Genomic DNA, 16,067 nt, shown 5'->3' with positions numbered 1-16,067 from the left:
GCGAAACTGGCTAGTTATCATGCATTGGCAATGCCGGACTTAAAGCTGCTTGCGATCAGGAAAGAGTAGTAGTCACGAGATCTTTGTGGTCCGCAATTTTTGTAAGATTAAGTTGAGTGGCTCATGATCGCCTTTGTCAGCCATTCAACCGCTTTGGCAGCACGGGGAGGCTTGCAGTGCATCACGCGACATCATTGTTTCCGGGCATCAGGAAATGCTTGCCTGCTTGCTTCTTCCTGCTGATATGCCTGTTCACTGTTTTCAATGCCCGGGTGCAGGCGCAAACACCGGCCGATGCTGCATTGCAGCGCGGGGCTAGCTGGCTTCAGGCACAAGTCCAGAGCAATGGGCACTTGGCGTCCGAGCCAGCCTCTGCTGCGCTGCCACTGCAAGCCCGCTCTGAAGCGGCACGTACGCTCAAGGCACTGTCCATTCAGCCACTGCCCTCCACGCTGTTCAGCGCTATCGACAGCCTTTCTGCCGACACTACCGAATACTTGGCGCGCAGGGCCATGGCACGCCAACTGGCTGGCACAGCTGATGCCGCTGTGCTGGACGCACTGATCGCCCTGCAGAACACCGACGGCAGCTTCGGCGCTGCCGCAGGCTATCCTGGCAACCCGCAAGATACCGCCTGGGCATTGCATGCCCTAGCCGCCAGCCGGGCATCCAGCGCAGCCGCGTCCGAAGCCCTTGGCTGGCTGGCCGCCACACAGCAGGTCGATGGTGCATGGCCATTGATGCCCGATGGTGATGCTGTCGTGACCTCAGCATTGGCCGTTCAGGCCTTGACTTTGTATCGGCAACAGCCTGCTGTTCGCGCCGTGCTCACCAAAGCGCGCACTTGGCTGATGGATCAGCGAACTGCGCAGCATGCGTGGGGGGATGATTTGCGCACGGCTCAAGCGCTGCTGGCCGTGCTGCCAGGCTTGGACAACGCGACATCCGTGAGGCCGGCTCTGGATACCCTGCGCCAATCGCAACGAGCAGACGGCAGTTGGGCGAGTGAACCACACCTTACCGCCTTGGCGCTGCGCGCCCTCTGGCTGGCGGCTCAACCAGCCACTAACCCTGATCTGGCCAGTGTGACGGGGCAACTTGTCAACGAAGCGCGGCAACCCTTGGTCGGGGTCACGGTGCAATTGGCGCCTGCAGGAGCACAGGCCATCACTGATGCTCAAGGTCGGTTCAGTTTCACTCAACTCGCCGAGGGCTCTGCCCGAGTCTCGATTCAGGCCACAGGCTTTCTTGGCCTCGTGACGGATATTCAGCTGTCCAAGGGACAGGCATTGGACCTTGGCACCATCGTTTTACGTGCGATCAGCGGCGGCAACGCCAGCACGGTCACCATCACGGGGGTCGCTCAATATTCTGATGACGGTGTGGCATGGCGCAATGCGGCCAATGCCGTCATTACCGTCGGGGCACTGAGCACAACCACCAATGCGAATGGCGAATACACCTTGGCGAACGTACCGCCTGGTGCAGCGTCGTTGCGTGCCACCTATTCAAGCTATCAGCCTGTCACAGCATCTTTTACGGCGCAAGCAGGTCAGCAGGTGCGTTTCGATCCGAAGTTTGTTCGCGGAGCGACTGGCAGTACGCTGAAAGTGGTGGTTGCCAGCGAGCAAGCCGGCGCGCCCATTGCGGGTGCCAACGTGGTGCTCAATGGGATCCAGCGCCAAGCGAACGCCAATGGCGAGGCTTATTTTGCTACCGGAGTGAACGCTGGCGAAAACACCGTCACGGCTTCTGCATCGGGACACGGAACGAGGATCATCACTTTCAACGTTCAGGGTCGCCAGAACGTGATTCTGCCCATCACGCTGGCTGCGGCTTCGGCGTTGCCCCCGAATCAAACAGTTCTCGAAGGAGTGGTGACGGATGCCGATACGGCATTGCCGCTATCGGGCGCGACCGTCCGTGTTCAGAGTACTGGACTTCAAGCTCTGACCGATGCGCGGGGCCGCTATGCCGTCAGCGCCAGTTCCGGTTTGGCCGGAAGCCGGGAGATTCTGATCGAAAAACCCGGCTATCAAAGCCACGCACAGACCATCGCGTTGACGGCAGGAGCCAAGCATCAATTTGACGTCCCACTGAAAGCGGTGGCTCGCCCGGGTCAACCCATTGAGTTGCTGCTGCGGGTCAGTAACGAGGCCACACGTCAACCCATTCAGGGCGCACAGATCACCTTGAGCGGAAGCAACCCCCACAAGGTTCAAACCAGTGCATCCGGAGAGGCACAGGTTACGGGGGTGAATGCTGGCACCACGCAGTTCCGGGTGACAGCGCTAGGCTACGACGCGGTGGCGTTCTCAGTCGATCTGCAAGCCGGCCAGCGCTACGAAATTCCGATCGAACTCAAGCCGGCGGTAGTTGGCAGCCAAAGGGTTTACGGGACGGTGCTGGACGCACAAAGCCGCCGTCCGGTGGCGGGTGCCAAGGTGGTGTTCTCGGGTAGCGACAGCAGGGAAACAGTGGCGGATTCCCAAGGGCGTTACGAATTCGCCAGCATCACCGCCGGTCGCTGGAACCTGTCGGCGACGGCGACAGGCTACCGAGGCACCAGCCGTGGCTTTGATTTACAAGGCAGCACGCAATTCGATCTCCTGCTCACGCCAGAGCGCGGCAATCAGGGCGTTGATCAGACCTTGCGCACGATCGCCGTCGGACATCCGAACAACTCAGGCGGCGCAGTAGGTTACCTTTTCATCTTTGGAACCCCTGGCACCAGCGGGTTGGTGGTCAGCAACGATCGCCGTGTCAACCATGATTTCAGTATTGATGCCAGCGGCGTGGCCGAGATCATGGTGCCCAGCAGCCAGTTCCTCAGCCCATCGGGCGCGGTGCTGGACAAGGCGATGCTGGTTTATGCGAGCAAACCTATTAGCGCCTCATTCTTGAATCGGCAGCAGTTCACGACTGACATGAGCTACCTGCTGGACGTGCCAGCCCTGGGCACGAGCCACCGTGTCATGACCTGGGGAAATGGTATTGGTTACGTGCAGATGTCGCTTACGGCGGTAGCGGATGGGACTGTTGCGACCATTACGCCAGCCAAATCTTTCACCAGCGGCCAAGCTGCCGGCAAAGCCTTCGACATCACGCTGAACAAAGGACAGTCGGTTTATTACACCGCTGGCTCGGGTAGTGATCTAACGGGGACCCTGGTGCAATCTAGTAAACCACTGGCGGTATTTGGTGGCTTTCAGTGCTCCAATGTGCCAAGCGGGGTAGCTTACTGCGACCACTTGTTCTCGCAAATACCCCCCATCCAGCATTGGGCCAGTGAGTACATCGTCCCAGAGACGGCGAGAACTGATTCCGTCGGTAACCTGGTGCGCATTCTGGCGCACGCCGATGGTACGCAACTCACTATTAACGGCGCGGTGCCGATCATCCTCAACGCCGGTCAAATTCATGAAATCGAGACGGCTCGGGACTTGCACATCAGTGCCAGCCAGCCGATTCTGGTCGGGCAATACCTGAAAGGCCGAACGGCAGCGGGCACTGGCGATCCAGCGTTCAGCTTTATCGCTGGTATCCGGCAAACCCTGCGCGACTACGTGTTCACAGCCCCGGTCAATTTGGCGAAGTACGACGAGAACTTCCTTAATATCGCGATCCCCACAAAAGCTTTGGGTAGCCTGAAACTGAACGGCGCGTCTGTGGCTGCAGCGGATTTCCGCGTTGTGGCTGGCACGGTCTACAGCACGGGCAGGATTGCCATCGCTGCCGGGCCAGGCCGTATTAGTGCGGACGAGGCCTTCCTGGCGACGATTTCCGGCTTCTCGACCGACGACAGCTACCACACCATCATCGGTGTCGACTACTCGACAGGGGCCTCTTCCACTGATCCCGTGGTGACCAGTATCGTGGCCGCCACCGATCAACCCAGCTATCCGGCTCAAACAGCGGCCCGACTGCAAGCCACGGTGACCAACCAGGGCAGAAATGACGCCAATCTGCAAGTCGTGCTGCGCATCAACGATGCGCAAGGCTCCGAGGTAGTTCGCTTTGCGCGCCGTGCGCTCGGGAATGTGGCCCCAGGTGCCAGTGCCCAGCATGAGGAGCCCTGGAACACAGCGACCTACCCGGCAGGCAGCTACACCTTGATCGCCGATCTTTTGAACGTGCGGGGCGAGATCGTGGGCACCGCCAGTACGCTGTTTGCTATCATTTCGGGCAGCGGGGCCGCTGGTGCGCCCAAAGGTGCCTTGTCGGTAGCCACCGACAAAGCTGAATACCAGCCTGATGATCGGGTGCGCTTGAACACTCTTGCGCGCAACCTTACCGCTAATACCTTGATTGACGAAGCGCGCGTGATGATCCATGTGCAAGACCCGGCTGGCCGACAGGTGTTCACTCACGTCCACACGCTGGGCCAGTTGAACACCACCGCCATTCGAGCTTCAGATGTGACCCAGATGCTTCGAAATGCGCCTGGGGGCACCTACACCGTGAAGGCCAGGTTGCTGGGCAATGGCAACAACCTCAAGCGGCAGGCTTCGCGCTCCTTGTTCTGGCCCCCCTTTTCCAAGGCGTATGACGTTGATGTGGAGTTGGCCAGCGCTACCACCACATTCCGAGTCAACGGCCCGGCAGGCGCGGGCGATGGAATCACGGCAGTACCCGCCACCTCCCCAGGCGGCCTGGCGTTGCTGGCAGTGATGCTTGCCCTGGCTGCTGGGGCCGCCCGCAAAAGAAACCATAGGAGAGCAGATGTGGCCACCGGCCAGCGTTCGAGCCAGGAGGATGCCCAATGAAGCCGTTTCCCATGCCCCCCTCCGACGCGCGCCCTATGGCGCTGACCCACGGCGGCGTGAACCGCCCGCCCTTCATGGGCATGGGTCGGCGCTTCCTGCGTGGCGTTACCGCCATCGTCATAGCCGCCGTCGTCAACACCAGCTTGGCACCGCTGGTCAGCGCAGCCCAGCTCAAGCGCAGCCAAGCCGCCACGTTCAAGGCCAGCACTACTGACGAGCAAAGCTACGCCGATGCGCTGCGCAGCATCTACGACCAAGCCAGCCGGCCGATCAACCCCAACGCCCGCATGCCCGCGCCCGATCTGGGCAACCCCGACACCCTGCAAAGCTACGCCGACAACATCCAGGCCCAGTGGGACGCCCTTCGCGCCCAATGGAAAACCGCCGGCGTCAGCGCCGCCATCGTCGAGCGCCAGCAGCTCATCGAAAAAGAGTTCCGCACCCGCCACGAGCAGTTCATGACCTTGTTCCGCGCCGCCAAAACCGGCGGCGGCGCCGAACGCAAGGCTCTGGCCGACTTCCTGGGCAAGGAAATGCCCAAGCCCACGCACCTGCCCATCAACCTGAACAATATGCCTTGGCAGGTGCTCAAGCCGGTGAAGACCGAGCCGGCCGCCACGGAAGAAGCGCTGCAAAAGAAGCTGCGCCTGCCCGCGCCCAAGAAAGCCAGCGCAACTCAGAGCAACAAAACGACGGCCAACCAGCGCCCGTTCCCCAAGAACGCCACCGCGCCAACCGCTGATGACTTGGCCCCCACGCTCGACGCTCCCCACACCTCTACCATCAAGAAGCTGGCAGCCGACCTGGGCAAGAACCCGCACCGCATCTACCAGTGGGTGCACGACAACATCTACTGGCAGCCCACCCACGGCAGCGTGCAAGGCGCGCAAGACACCCTGGACAAGAAAGCCGGCAACGCCACCGACACTGCCAGCCTGCTCATAGCCCTGCTGCGCGCAGCTGGCATCCCGGCGCGCTACGTCTACGGCAGCGTCGAAGTGCCCGCCGAGCAGATGATGAACTGGGTCGGCGGCGCCAAGACCATTGATGCCGCCCAGCAGGTGCTGGGGCAAGGCGGTATCCCCAACGTCGCCCTCGTCTCCGGCGGCAAGATCAGCGCCGTGCGCATCGAGCACGTCTGGGTCGAAGCCCTCATCCAATACCATCCTGGCCGTGGCGCCCGGCACGTGCCCGGCCAAAGCCAGCCCGACACCTGGGTGCCCATGGACGGCAGCTACAAGCAATACAGCTTCAAGCCCGGCATGGATCTGGCCGCCGCAGTTCCGCTCGACGCCAACGCCCTCCTGAATGCCGCCCAACAGGGCGCCCAGACCAACCAGGCCGAAGGCTGGGTGCAAAACCTCAACACCGCCGCCCTGCAAAGCCAGCTCAACGCCTACCAGGCCCGCCTCAAAACCTACATCGACAGCCAGAACGCCGGCAACAGCACCGTCGGTGACGTGCTAGGCCAGCGCAACGCCCAGATCGACCCCTTGCCCTACCTGGCCGGTACCTTGCCCTACACCGTCAAGGCCCGCACCCAGCAATTCAGCGAAGTCCCCGACAGCCTGCGGGCCAAATTCAAGTACAGCATCCACATGGATCAAAGGAGCGCTGCCTGGGGCGACAGCCCGATCCTGAGCTTCACCGCCCCCACCGCCAGCCTGGCCGGCAAGAAACTCACCCTGGCGTGGGTAGCGGCCAGCGCGGCGGATCAAAGAGCCATCGAAGCGCTCATCCCCGCCAACGTTACTGATCCAAGCCAACTGCCTCGGATCATCCCCGCCAGCATCAGCCTCAAACCGCAGATACTGGTAGATGGCCAAGTCAAGGCCGAGGGCTATGGCCTACGCGCCGGCAGCGAGCCCGTGGCTGTCGGCGGTTTCACCAGATACGGTGCCAGCCAGTGGGACGAAACGCAGGATCAGCTCATTGCGGGGCAGCAAACCGCGCTGGGCCTGAGCATCCAGGGCATCAGCCAAGCCCAGCTGGACAGCCTCAAAAAACGCATGGAAGACACCAAGGCCATCCTGGAGCGGGCACAAGCAGCACCGGAGAGCCAGCGAGCAGCCATCCTCAAAGGCGTCACGGGGGATCAGCTCACCGGCGACCTGCTGACAGCCACCATCTGGGGCTACTTCGCCAGCCTGCAAAGCCACGGCGTCCTTGCCTCAGGTCAGGCGCAGATGTTCGATGCCCCAGCCTTGAGCTACGGCCTATTCCATGCGCAAGTGCGCCCCAACAAGCTGTACGGCATCGTGACCACAGGCATCACCTTCCAAGGCTTGAACATGGACGTGGGGCACCTGCGACACATGCGCTGGGTCAAGGATGACAACCCAAGCTCAGCCATCAACAACAAGCCTGAGCTAACCGCTAATGGCAAAAGTGCGGCGCAGAACCGCTGGATTGCCTACAACAAGATGAGGGGGCATTACAGCAGTGCCATGGAGCATGCGGTGCCGGAGCAGTTCTGGGTGGACAAGAACCAGTGCAAGCACACCGATGAAAACGGCATTATTAAGAATCCAGCGCTGCGACCGTGTGCGGAAGGAATATCGGCTGTCAAAGCCATTACCATAGCGCAGAGCCAAGGACAGAAGATTTACACGATCAACCGGAACAATGCGGCCATGGCTTTGCCGAAGCTCCCGGTGGGGGGAGACACAGGAGCAGAAATCCGAAACGCCATTCAGGCAGGTAAAGAGGTGACCGTACATCAAAGTCCAATCAACTCACATGGCTGGACGGGGTATGGGTATGTCGTCGTTGATCCGGATACGGGTGCCGGGGGCTACATCATCGAAGGCAAGGGAAATGGCGGGTGGATGGATTTGGCCGAGTGGATCAAAAACAACCCTGGTTGGTCGGCTATTGCTGCCCTGGTGCTTGGATTGCTGGCTGGTGTGGGCGGACTTTTAGGGGCTGTATTTTTATTGATGTCGCTCGCCATATCTGCCACATCATTATATTATGATATAATGAATATTACTTCTGAGGGATGTGGTGGACCAGCAATGGCAGGGCTATTTTCTTTGCTTGCTTTGGGTGTTTTTTTGGGGGGATTATTTTTTTCTGGTGTAGGGATAGCCGTTTCCTTTGCTGCAGCAGGATATCTGATCTCTGCATTTCATCAGGGCGTTACTGGCGGATTAAAGGGGAACAGGATATTCTGTCCATGAATAAATACAATCCCAGGCATTGGGTTCCTTTCTACTCATCTATAGATCAGTTTAAAAATGGGGACATTTCGGCTGCCGAACTCGCTGTCGCAATGATTCTCTCTGGCAGCTTATTTCTTGGATTCCTCTGGAATATTGATCAAAGATATGCTGCCGAAGTGGTTTTTTTGTGTGTTATGATGTCCTTGTCCGGGAACTTCATGAATGAAATATCAAACAATGTGAGCCGGAAGCGTATATTTTTTTCAGTCTTGGGTTTGCTTTTTTCCACTTTGCTCTTGAGGAGGTGGCTGAATGGGGGAGAAGTAGTACATTTGGTCTCCTTTGTTTCTGGGGTTGTATATTTTACGGCTCGTATTTTCATGGAAAGTTTAGGAAAATTATTTTTTGGAAAAAATAAGGCTTAAGGTTGAAATGGGTTTATCCCGGGTTGTTGATTGAAAATAAATTGATGGATATGGATGAAAATAAGTCCTCAAGAGTTTTAAATTGGACTGGCTGAGGGGCAAATGCATTTACTGCAAGCAGATTTCATGAATTGGCGGAGCGCAGGAGATGACTCCGTCTATGCAGATCAGTTGTCGATTTTTTGGCATCCCTCGGAATGTGTTGAGCGCCATTTTTCAAGCGAAAATCCTCGATCAGAATAAACGAGCGGTTTATCTTGAGGGTGCTGGGGTCAGATATTTAGTGGTGGCGATTGGGCAAGTGCCATCAATATTGGAAATTGGCTCCACTTGGAGGATCAGGGGCAAAGTTCGCGAGGACTGTTGGCCGCTAGGACCAGAAAGTAATCCTATAGGGATACCGATTAATTCAAGGGGCTCGCATTTGGTCTTTCAGACAAGGGGTGTTTCGGCAACTGCTTGCGATCTCTGCTTTCACGGCTCGATTTGCAAAAGGATTGCAAGGAAAGCGAGACCGTATGCAATGAAGATTCCTGATCGCGCAAGCATATGCCATCAAAATAAAGCGGCATGTCAAACAGCACAGTGAAAAATGCCAAGTAAGGCTGGTGTCACGCTGTAATGATGAAGCATTATTGCTTGATTTTTGCTCTCAATTCATCGTCGGTTTCGGCGATGATGTCAAGCACGCATTCATTATTTGAAAACGGGAGGCAGTGAAGAACGTGCTTGACAGGCGTTTAAGACTTGCGCTATCTTTGCTCTCGTGATCTGCCGAAAGGCAACACGAGGCGCCTCAACTCTTGAAAGGCGCACGATCCGGCTCCCAAGGCCGGCTCCAGAGTACCTTCATCTTTGCAACCCGGACAGGGATCGCGCATCCCTGTCCCCGGCCTCAAGGCTGGTGCTGGGCTGCGTGGTTTCCGAGTCCACTTTCTTGGAGACCATCATGAACGCTTCCGCACAAGCCCAATCCAGCCACTTCAACCTGCACGTCAACGGCGTGGGATACTTAAACCGTATCCGTTGGGTTGAATCCAGCAAGAAAGCTGGTCGCCGTGGCCAACCTTTCCTTGCCTGCAGCATCAACGCCCTGCGCGGCGATGCCAACGAGCCGAACACCACCTACTTCGACCTTCGGGTCAGCGGAAGCGAAGCCATCCAGATGGTCGAGCAACTGCAGGAGGCGGTCGAGGCACGACGCAAGGTCTTTGTCTCGTTTCGCGTGGGTGACATCTATCCCCACGTATACGAGCGTGATGAGCGCGATCAGGACGGTCGCCCGACCGGCCGCAAGGAAATGGCGTCTCTCATCAAGGGACGCCTGCTTCTGATCAACAGCATCACCGTTGACGGCGAGAGCGTGTACCGACGCGATCCCGACGCTACGCCGCCCGAAGCTGAAGCCATGCCTGAAGAGGCCGGCGACAGCGAATCCGATGCCGGCGTGCCCGGGGACGCAGCGCCAGCACCGCAGCGCCCGGCCACGACACGCATGCAGCCTAACGGCCAGCAGCAAGCGCGTCCACAAGCCATGACCCGCCAGGCACGCCCGCAGGGACGTGCCTATCAGCCAGCCAGCGCAGGCCACACCTTCCGGGGTGAACGCTATCGCGCAGCCGCCTGATACAGGTCAGTCCTCCAACCCCTCGTATTCGCTTGATGGCGGATCGAGGGGTTTTCTTATTTCCACCCCAAGGGGAGCCATCCCCAAGGGGGCGCTCTCCGTTTTACTGGAGACCATCATGCGCATCGGAAGTCTGCATGCCTATGGGCAAGAACTTGACATCCATACCGACTGCTACCGGAACAAGCGGCTGGCCCTGCATTTTCTTCAACCGGATGAAGGCGAGGCTTACGGTGTTCTGACCGTCAATATCCCGGAGGCCTCAATCGGGCCGGACGAGATTCTGGTCAAGACCTGGAGCGAAAACGAGCCGTTCAGGGAGCCGGCATTGGCGACAGGCCTGTTCAGGGACACCGGAAGACGCGTTCCCACGGGCTGCGTCATGGCCGAGGTATGGCAGCTGACCCCGCGAGCCTTGGCGCTTGTCGGGGGCAGGGCGGGTTGAAATCGAAAGATTTCACCCGATAATTCAGCCTCTTTGCGAGTGTTTGGCGGTATCACTGGAACAACCGCCACGGCCCTCGGGCCATGAGACACGTCAACCCCTGAAGCGTGTACGCGCCTTGTGCGCCGGGGTACACGTAGGCACGTTTCGCTGAACTGCACACACTCAACGAATCCCGTGCCAAACCTGACAGGCTCGCAAGCCTGCCAGACACTTCAAGCCCATGGGACGCCCTGACTGCTCCAAGCGGTCCGGGCGTTTCCTTTCATTCAACCCAGCCGGGACCCAGGCCGTCCCGAAAGGGGAGGCACGTGGTCCGGCTTGATCAGGAGACATGCCGCCATGATCACCGCAGAAAACGCCGTACTGCGCATCAAGCACATCCGGCAAAGCCGCAACGGCCCCTTTTGTGTCGCCGACCTGACCACCGACTTTGGCGAGTTCAAGGTCAAGGACGCCATCCTGGAGCAGTTCGAGGAAGGCGAATACGAGGCAACCGTGTGGATTAGCGAAATCTACCTGGGCCAGTACATCGCCTACGGCAAGGCCGTCACGGAAATCCGCGCACGTCTGCATGACCTGCAGGTACATACCGAGGACCAGCGTCAGCTGGCAGCGGAACCCGTGGAACTTGATCCGGTGGATGAACCAGCGCCCCCGCGCGCCACGGCTTCAGCGGCCGCGGCAGCGCAAGAAGCATCCGGGTCCAGACCGGCCAGTGCCCTGGCCAACCTCAAGAAGAAACTCGCGGGCGTTGCCAGCGCCAGTTCCTGCGCCGGCACGGCACAGGCCAGCGCCATCTATGACAGCGAGATGCTGCAAGCCATCGAGCAGGGCGAACCCATCAAGCTCGATCTCACCATCGACCGGACGATCCTTCGTGAGCAGACCGCAGACCTCAAGGCCCGTGGCTACCGCTTCGACTCCAAGCAGCAGACCTGGTTTGCACCATGACGCCAGAGTGGCTTGACGCTTGACGCCACTCTTTGCCCGGCCCGTGCGCACACGCGCGCAGGGCTGGCCTGTGGGTCGCTCGCCGCCTGGATGAGAGGCAGGGAACAACGCGGTCCACAGGCCAGCCCTGCGCCCTGAGCGGCGCGGGCGGCGTTCGAGCTGGGTGGCGGCGACCTCATGCGCCGCAGCTTTGCGAATGGGCCGTGCCCGGCGAAAGCCAAGCCGGAGCCGTTGACCCTCGCGCCATTCCTTGATCGCCTCGACCTCCGACTTCGGCGATCCGCATGCAGATCCTCCAGGGACACCGTTGTGCCTGGCCTGCAGCGAGGGGGTAGATGTTCAAACCGTTTTCCAAGCCTGGGAATCCCGATGGGTTCCCCAAGTCCTGCCCGGTGTCCTGCAGGATTTGGGGAAACCATCCATGCCAGACCAGGGACTGGTTTCAGGCGCGCTCAACCCTGAAAGCGCGTCATGCCGGCGAAAGCCGGCCGGGTACACGTCATTTCATCAACCCCGTGGGGATGCGCCATCCCCGCAGGGAAGGGCCGTCCCCGCACTTTCCATTGGAGACGACCATGAGTTTCAAGAGCAATCCCAGCGAGCAGGAAGTAAAGCTGCGCAAGCAGTTTCACGCCATCTTCAACGACTGGCTCTCTGCGGCCGGAGAGGACGAATACCAGCAGCTGGAGCAGGCCCGTGAGCAGTTCGCACCCCACCAGGTGTGTTCGGCAATCAGGCTGGTGCGTGGCTGTCTGGCCGATCCCGTGCTGGTGACCCAGTTGCCGGCGTCCCTGCACCAACTGCTGCGAGAGCGGCATTGGCCGCAGGCTTGCGCCGGCGCCCGAGCTGCCTGAGCAGCGGCAAGGCGTCCCTCAGGTCCATGTTCTCCAGCAGGTCGGTCAGATCGACCTGCCGGGGAGCATCACCACCATCAATCGTCGTCAGGCGTGGGCGTTCAGTCATGCCCGCAAGTGTCGCAGCAACAAAACACCTTCACAACCAGGAGAGCCGACCATGAATTCTTCAGAACAAGACCATCTGTTAAGCGCGCTGGAAGCAGCCCATGCACAAAGCCAGGCCAGACCGGAAATCGAGGCCCGTGGCGTCGAGTCGCTCAGGACGCTGTACGAGGCGGCGTGTGGCCATTCAGGGCAGTGCCGTGTCATCGCGGCCTTCCTGCTGGGCCTGTACAACGGTTCACGTTTTCCATTCAACCTGACGGATCTTCGGATGCTGGACAGCAGCCTCTTTGAGCACTGCATCAGGGTGCTGCACATGGATGCCCGTGTCTGCAGACAGGAAGTCCACGCCTACCTTGACGACGGTGGCCGCAAGTTCGAAGAGCTGGCCCGCCAGTGGCGAATCATCGACCACGAGCGGGTCATGGAAGACTGAACCCAGCCTGGCCCGTGTGGCCAGCCTTCTTTACCCACCCGGCAGGGCATGTCCCTGCGGGGACATCTCCTGCCTCCATTTGTGACAGGAGATACCCATGGCACTCATGTTCGCGCGCCTGGCGCGCAACTTCATCAAGAACGGCTACTTCCCCACGGACGCCGAAACCCTGCAGCGCATCCAGAATGCGCTGGAACCAGCTCAGATGCCCATGCGGCTGCTGGACCCGTGCTGCGGCGAAGGCACCGCGCTGGCCGATCTGGCCCACGGCCTGCGGCAGCAGGGCCAGGAGGAGGGCGCCGGCATTGAAACCCTGGGCATCGAGTTCGACCGCGAACGGGCCTGGCACGCAAAGACCCTGCTGGACCGGGTCATCCACGCCGACGTGCATGACGTGGTGGTCAAGCCCCGCAGCATCGGCCTGCTGTTTCTGAACCCGCCCTACGGCTACGGCCTCAAGGACAACGTGGGCAGCAGTCAGGCCAATGGCGACGCCGACCGTGCGGAACGGCTGGAGCGCACCTTTCTCAAGAAAACCGCGCCTTTGCTCATGCCAGGCGGCATCCTGGTCTTCATCGTGCCGTACTACGCACTCGATGACGAAATCCGGACCTACCTGGCCCGCCACTTCACGGCGCTGCGGTTTTTCATGGCGCCTGAGCAGCAGTTCCAGCAATGCGTCATCTTCGGCGTCAAGAGCCGGCCAGGACATCCCCGCAAGGACGTGCTGGACATGCTCTGCCAGGCGCAGGCTGGCGGGCTGCGCGAGCAGGTGCTGCCACCGCACTGGCACGAGCAGCCCTACCAGCTGCCGCACATTGCCGAAGGCAGCGAGTTCGACTTCCATGCCGTTCGCCTGGACGCAGGACAGCTGGCCGAGGAACTGAAGCGCTGGCAGCACAGTCTGCTGTGGCCCGGCTTTGGCAACTGCTTCAACCAGGCACGCTCGGCCCATCGCCGGCCGCTGCGCAACATGAGCCAGTGGCACCTGGCACTGGCCCTGGCGGCCGGTCAGGTCACGGGCCGCATCGAGTCCACCGACGGACGCACCTTTCTCATCAAGGGCGATACCTTCAAGAAAAAGGAACGCAGCGTCAGCTACGACACGGATGCCGAAGGCCAGGTGACGGAGACGATCACCATGATCGACAAGTTCGTACCCGTGATCAACGCCATCGAGTTGACGCCAGGCGAGCGCCTGGGCCAGATCGTCAGGATCAGTTGACCTGCCCACCTGCCTGCGGCCACAATGGACCGCATGTCGAACCCATCGCAGATGGGTTCCCCGAAGCCTCCGTCCACGTTCTGCCTTGGGCAGTGGCTTCCGGGAAACCTTCTGCACGCAACCGAAAGAACGGTTTCAGCCGCGCTCAACCCTGAAAGCGCGGCAGGCCAACGAAAGCCGGCCGGGTACGCATCGCACCTTCATCCACCCAGCGGGGCCACCATGTCCCGCCGGGGCCGGTGGTCCCTTTTTTGTTCAAGGAGAACCACCATGAAGAACTACACCCGTTCCGGTTACGTTCGTTCGCGCACGACCGGGCGCCTCACGGGCTATGCCCAATCCCAGACCGACAGCAAGGACGTGATTGTCCTGGAGACCAGCCGTGGCAATGACGGTGTGCTTCGCACCCTGATCACCGTCTCCGGCGATGGCTCTGGCGGCCTGCCTGCGGGCATGCGCATTGAAGCGCGCTGGCCGGCGCCCCGGTGGCGCAACCGGCTGCCGGACGCATTGGCCGTGCCACTGCATCACCTGGCGGCCATGGCCCGGCACCGTTTCTACCTCGAACCATTCGTCATGGTTGACCGCCGCTGGTATTTGCTGGTGACGGCCTGGCAGCAACTCAGGCAACACCTGGCCTGAGCGGCCTGCAACCAATCCACCAGGTTTCCGGACCTGAGCCACCTGCCTGGCAGGCAGGCATTTCATCGACCCCGCTGGGCAACCCTGTCCCGGCCGGGCGAGGTGCTCCAGCATTCTTCACAGGAGACCCGAAATGGGATGGCTATTCACCACCAAGTCACGCTCCGAGCTGATCCAGGCGCTGACACGCGCATCGGCCAGCGAAAAGGGCACCAGCACCACCCTGGCCTATGTCTTCAACGAAGCGGAGAGCGTTCTTTGGTCCGTGGTCGAGCTTCGGTTTGCACCTGATGCAGACAGCACAGACCAGGCACCCCGCAAGCACTGCATCATTTGCTGCAACCTCCTGGAATGCAGCGGTGGGCAGTGGGGCTACAAACCCATGGACGAGTCGATGCACCCGTACCGCTACAGCTGTCCGCTGGCATTTCTGACGCTCGCGCCCGTGGCATGCCAGGAATGGCGCGACAAGGTCAGGGAGTACCACAGCCATGGATGACCTGACCTACAACGAGTTCCTGACGGATCTAATGGAAATCAGACCAGGCAGTGCCGTAGTTCAACTCTTCATCATGGATGCGCCTGACAGCGGCTGGCTGGATGAGGACGATGACGTGCGCAGCCTGTCAGGCGCGGCCACACCAAAGGTCAGGGCCATGAAGCCAACGGCGCCAGCCCGCCCCGTCAAGGCGCCCACGCCTGCGGCAATGCCGAGGTCTCCAGAAGCTGTCGCAGCACGTACCGCCGTCGGAAGCGGCGAAACCCGCCAGGCCAGGACGAACCCCGAACGGAGCGCCGGGAAACCCGGAGCAAAAGCGCCGTTGCAAATCGAAGCAAAAACCCCGTCGGAAACCCGCCAAAGCGCAGCCGTTCGACCGCTGTTCCAGGCGCCAGGCCTGGCATCGAATGCCGGCGCGCACACGACTGCACGCGCAGCCGTCACAGCCCCTGTCGTGCTCACGCCCAGCTTGCCCGAGCTGCCGCAGGACACCGCCTCTCGCAAGGCGGAGCCGAGTGAGAAGGCCATCGCGTTCGTGCACTGGCTCCAGCAGGGCCTGGCTGCCCGCGTCATCAAGTACAACGAATCAGGCGCCCCCGTGCATTTCACCGAAGAAGGCATGGCACTGGTCTCGCCGCTGATTTTCAAGCTGTATGCCCGGGAAACCGGCCTGGAGTCCGAAGCGGAGGCCACCGGCCTTCAAGTGCAGCGCGAAGTCATCAAGGCCGGCTGGCACCGCATGGGCGCCGGCCAGGGCCGCAGCAAGGTCAACATCCTGCGCTACGAGGTACTCGGCCGAGGCGGAGCCAGCGTTGGCCGGCTCTCTGCCATCGTTCTGATGGCGCCGGATCGCTGGGTGCTGCCGGTGCCGCCCGCCAATCCGGTGCTCAGGTTGATGCAAGGAAACTGAGGCAGATTCGACATC

General features: G+C 60.4%; 12 protein-coding genes. All 12 read left to right on the top strand.

Annotated elements, in window-relative coordinates; genetic code table 11:
- Positions 1 to 176 precede the first annotated feature (176 nt).
- The 12 genes from ADJ79_RS02790 (at position 177) to ADJ79_RS12960 (ending at position 16,052) form a co-directional block, all read left to right on the top strand.
- Positions 177 to 4,766, top strand: coding sequence for a carboxypeptidase regulatory-like domain-containing protein (locus tag ADJ79_RS02790; protein WP_156303983.1), 4,590 nt, complete (start codon positions 177 to 179; stop codon positions 4,764 to 4,766).
- Entirely contained in the window at positions 4,763 to 7,948 is a 3,186-nt protein-coding gene (locus ADJ79_RS02785; RefSeq protein WP_082202847.1) for a transglutaminase family protein, read from the top strand. The genes ADJ79_RS02790 and ADJ79_RS02785 overlap by 4 nt, the downstream gene beginning before the upstream one ends.
- Entirely contained in the window at positions 7,945 to 8,355 is a 411-nt protein-coding gene (locus ADJ79_RS13885) for a hypothetical protein (RefSeq protein ID WP_156303982.1), read from the top strand. Before ADJ79_RS02785 ends, ADJ79_RS13885 begins: the two co-directional genes overlap by 4 nt.
- 949 nt (positions 8,356 to 9,304) lie before the next feature.
- Positions 9,305 to 9,982 carry a DUF3577 domain-containing protein gene (locus ADJ79_RS02780; protein ID WP_082203348.1) on the top strand — a complete coding sequence of 226 codons (678 nt, stop codon included), beginning with the start codon at positions 9,305 to 9,307 and terminating at the stop codon, positions 9,980 to 9,982.
- A gap of 118 nt (positions 9,983 to 10,100) precedes the next feature.
- Positions 10,101 to 10,427, top strand: a complete 327-nt coding sequence (locus ADJ79_RS02775) for a hypothetical protein (RefSeq protein ID WP_050714688.1) — start codon at positions 10,101 to 10,103, stop codon at positions 10,425 to 10,427.
- Between the two features lie 342 nt (positions 10,428 to 10,769).
- Positions 10,770 to 11,381: a DUF3275 family protein gene (locus tag ADJ79_RS02770; RefSeq protein WP_050714687.1), complete on the top strand. Its 612-nt coding sequence runs from the start codon at positions 10,770 to 10,772 to the stop codon at positions 11,379 to 11,381.
- A gap of 575 nt (positions 11,382 to 11,956) precedes the next feature.
- The gene (locus ADJ79_RS02765; protein WP_050714686.1) at positions 11,957 to 12,235 is read left to right on the top strand and encodes a hypothetical protein; all 279 of its coding nucleotides are present in this window, start codon (positions 11,957 to 11,959) and stop codon (positions 12,233 to 12,235) included.
- 160 nt (positions 12,236 to 12,395) lie between these two features.
- Complete coding sequence (locus ADJ79_RS02760; RefSeq protein WP_050714685.1) at positions 12,396 to 12,776, top strand: hypothetical protein; 381 nt, start codon at positions 12,396 to 12,398, stop codon at positions 12,774 to 12,776.
- 97 nt (positions 12,777 to 12,873) lie between these two features.
- The gene (locus tag ADJ79_RS02755; protein WP_050714684.1) at positions 12,874 to 14,001 is read left to right on the top strand and encodes a DUF6094 domain-containing protein; all 1,128 of its coding nucleotides are present in this window, start codon (positions 12,874 to 12,876) and stop codon (positions 13,999 to 14,001) included.
- A 270-nt stretch (positions 14,002 to 14,271) separates the two neighbouring features.
- Positions 14,272 to 14,643 carry a hypothetical protein gene (locus ADJ79_RS02750; RefSeq protein WP_050714683.1) on the top strand — a complete coding sequence of 124 codons (372 nt, stop codon included), beginning with the start codon at positions 14,272 to 14,274 and terminating at the stop codon, positions 14,641 to 14,643.
- A gap of 133 nt (positions 14,644 to 14,776) precedes the next feature.
- A complete protein-coding gene (locus tag ADJ79_RS02745; protein WP_050714682.1) occupies positions 14,777 to 15,142 on the top strand; it encodes a hypothetical protein in 366 nt (121 codons plus the stop codon).
- A complete protein-coding gene (locus ADJ79_RS12960; protein ID WP_082202846.1) occupies positions 15,135 to 16,052 on the top strand; it encodes a conjugal transfer nickase/helicase domain-containing protein in 918 nt (305 codons plus the stop codon). Before ADJ79_RS02745 ends, ADJ79_RS12960 begins: the two co-directional genes overlap by 8 nt.
- Positions 16,053 to 16,067: the final 15 nt, after the last annotated feature.

The sequence above is a fragment of the Ottowia sp. oral taxon 894 genome, assembly GCF_001262075.1.
Lineage (GTDB): Bacteria > Pseudomonadota > Gammaproteobacteria > Burkholderiales > Burkholderiaceae_C > Ottowia > Ottowia massiliensis.
The sequence above is the reverse complement of the archived record's forward strand: the minus strand, read 5'-3'. Positions and strand labels throughout refer to the sequence as shown.